This window comes from Candidatus Enterococcus moelleringii, assembly GCF_017377575.1.
Lineage (GTDB): Bacteria > Bacillota > Bacilli > Lactobacillales > Enterococcaceae > Enterococcus_A > Enterococcus_A moelleringii.
Genome location: NZ_JAFREM010000008.1, coordinates 186088 through 189059, shown reverse-complemented (window position 1 = coordinate 189059; position 2972 = coordinate 186088). Strand labels below are relative to the sequence as shown.

The 2972-nt window shown below is 43.5% G+C and carries 4 protein-coding genes; all 4 read right to left on the bottom strand.

The annotated features are described in order from the left end of the window. Positions 1-28: 28 nt before the first annotated feature. The 4 genes from JZO70_RS05510 to lepB are packed head-to-tail and all read right to left on the bottom strand — an operon-like array spanning position 29 to position 2805. Complete coding sequence (locus JZO70_RS05510) at positions 29-994, bottom strand: signal peptidase I (RefSeq protein ID WP_207672538.1); 966 nt, start codon at positions 992-994, stop codon at positions 29-31. A 13-nt stretch (positions 995-1007) separates the two neighbouring features. Further along, positions 1008-2060 carry a glucosaminidase domain-containing protein gene (locus tag JZO70_RS05505; RefSeq protein WP_207672537.1) on the bottom strand — a complete coding sequence of 351 codons (1053 nt, stop codon included), beginning with the start codon at positions 2058-2060 and terminating at the stop codon, positions 1008-1010. Beyond that, positions 2050-2352, bottom strand: coding sequence for a hypothetical protein (locus JZO70_RS05500; RefSeq protein ID WP_207672536.1), 303 nt, complete (start codon positions 2350-2352; stop codon positions 2050-2052). The genes JZO70_RS05505 and JZO70_RS05500 overlap by 11 nt, the downstream gene beginning before the upstream one ends. Next, complete coding sequence (lepB, locus tag JZO70_RS05495; protein ID WP_207672549.1) at positions 2353-2805, bottom strand: signal peptidase I; 453 nt, start codon at positions 2803-2805, stop codon at positions 2353-2355. Positions 2806-2972 lie beyond the last annotated feature (167 nt).

Sequence of the window (2972 nt, the reverse complement as noted above, 5' to 3'; positions counted from 1 at the left end):
TATATAATCATTTGACGAACGCAAATGGTTATACCCCTTTTGGATATTTCGTTGGTCTTGCTCGTTTTTCTGGTTGTAAGAAGTAGGCCTTCAACACTAAAAAGAAGCCAAAGGTGGACAATACACAGACGATGCACAGCCACAGATTCTCTTGGATAAAGTTCAAGACACTGCCCATTTTGGGAATGACGAAGGTCACTTTGCCAAATACGCGATCTGCCGCTATCGGTGGATCAGGTGTCGCATTGGCATCCCCTTTGGTGATAATGTAGTCTCCTTCTTCCCCGTTTAATTCATCTAGTCGCTCCACCATTCTGTGGGTCAGATAGCGATCCTCTTCTCCCACTTGGAAAGTGACAATGTCGCCTTCTTTCACATCACTGCCGTTCATCAGCTTGACGATCACGATGTCACCTGAATAAAAACCGCCACTTGGCGAATCCTCTTGCGGTGCCATCGAATCGGTTAAGACTTGATAGAAGCGATGCCCTAAGATAGCTGCATCGGATTTCTCGCTAAAGGAGAACATCACCGCGCTCAAAATAATGCCAATCGTCAAGATGTAGAAAAACAAGTTATAGATAAACAAGAAGACCTTGCGACTGGTTGATTTCTTTGCCTGTTCCAGTGAGTACTGCTCTTCATATCCTTGATCTCGTGGATTCGGATACGGTCTGGGTCTTAGTGGCATTGGCCGTTGATTTCTTGGATCACCCGTCGGTCGAGCATTGTACGGCCGAGGATTTGGATTCCTTGGCGGCCGATCTCTTGGGTCATAACGATCCTGCGGTCTAGGTTGCGGCCGTCGCGGTGGCGGATATTCTCGCCTTGGCTCGTTATAACGATCTCGATCGTCATAGTAATAATCGTCTTCTTCTCGATACCGTCTTGCTGGTCGTTGATTGGAAGGTGGTCGTTGGAATTCTGGATCATCTCGGTAACGAGAAGGTGGTTCCCGGTAATCTCGTCTGCGATCGTCTCTTGGTCTAGTCATCCTGCCCCTTCTTTCATTCCACAATTTGGTTGCCTGCTACTTGTTTGGCTGGTCGTTGCGTGATTGGTGAAATTACCACCGCTTCCTGTCTTGTTTCACTCACTATTGACTGTTCCTCTCCACTGGAAGAATCATTGGAACTCGTTGATTCTTTAGTGGATGGCTGCGTATTTATCGATTCGTTGGAATCATTTAAAGTCTCAACTTCTTTATTGGGTTCCTGATCAAAGCTCGTTAACTCATAGGTTTCGATTAAGGCAGTCAACTTCTTGTCATAAGAAGTATCTGTCGCATATTTACCTGTTAACGACTTAGCTGCTTCCTGATAACTAGCTGCATGTTCTTTCCAAGTTCCTTGATAAAAACTTGGATTGCCAGATATCCCGTTTTTTAGTAGTGACGCATAATCTGCTAAGGATTCTTTATAGCCGGGATATTGGCGAAACGCCGAGTTGATCGTATACAGTTGGCCATTCCCTTTATCTTCTTGAGTATTAAAACTGACTTGTTTCCCTTGATAACTCCCTTTAATCCCAAATAAATTGTGATGCGGAGGTCTTGCCAGTTGGCTATTACCTGATCCTGTTTCCAGAATCGCTTGCGCAATCATCACCGAAGCATACAGTCCGTTATCCCATGCAATCTGCTGGGCATCTTTTCCAATCGTTTGAATAAATTCATCCGTCGTTTGATTCTTCACCACTGAAAACTGATAGTTCTCTTCGACCTTTTCTTTGGTAATTGGTGGTTGAATAATTGCTACTGCTGGTTCCTTTGATTCTGCTGTTACTTCGATAGGTTGTTCAGAACTACTAGATTTTATTTCAGAACTTTCTGAACTTTTCCTCTGTTCTTCTTTAATAGAAGAAACTCGCAGCGCATCTGATTCTTCCGACTCGCTATTTACTACTGATGACGCTTGAACCGGTTCACTTTGGTTCGTTTCCTGTTGCAGTGAACTAGATTCTCTTGTCTCAGCTTTTACTTCATGCTTCATCTGCGATTGACAACCAGTAAGTAGAGCAATATTTGATACTATTAATAGAAGAATTCTTTTAACTTTCATCACTCGGCCGCCTCTCTTGCGGTCGCGGTCTAGGTCTTCTGGGTCTAGCAGCCATTTTCTTCAAGTCCATCAAGATCGTGTGATAATGCAGGGCGGTCATTCGTAAATAAATTGCCAACAACATTAACAACATCAATAAGAACAATTGGCTGACCGTCACCACTTCTTGAAAATCCGTGAAGTAGAAGAAAATACCTAACACCAACACACCTAGCAGAACAACTAAAGAAAAGAGCCAGTAGACCCAATACCAAAAGGTGTACCATTCGATTTTTTCTTGTAATGACTTCATTTACTTGATAATCCCCTCTTGGACGATGCCTAAAATTTGTCGCCGTGTAATTAATCCGAAGTGGCGGCTGTCCTGTGAAACGGAGCGATTGTCTCCCAAGATGAAGTAATAGCCTTCTGGAATCGGATCGATGGAAAATTCTCCCCAATTGAAATCTTCTGTTTCCTTACCAAATGGATCGTTTACTACTTGTTCGTTGACAAATAATTTGCCGCCTCGATAATTGATTCGTTCACCAGGAAGGCCAATCACTCGTTTAAGGTAGCGTCCTTTTGGGTTTTCTGGAGGTCGTAAGACCACCACATCGAATCGTTTCGGTTTGCCATGTGAGATAATTTGGATCACTTCCTCTTCTTTATAGGTTGGAAACATCGATTCGCCACTGACAAAATATTTCGGATATGCCCAGTGATAGGCGCGGAAAACACCAGAAAAAACGAAATAGAAAATAATGAATAGAGAAATCGCTTTTGCCGGAACCGGCCATTGATAGAAAGATTTGAATCGTCTACCTCAGCCAACCTCCTCAGCATTTTTAGCTGGTGCGTCCTTTTGTTCTCTAACCATCTTTTCCAGCAAGGAACTCTCCCCTTGAAGCAAGTCAAAATAGGCAGCCTTAC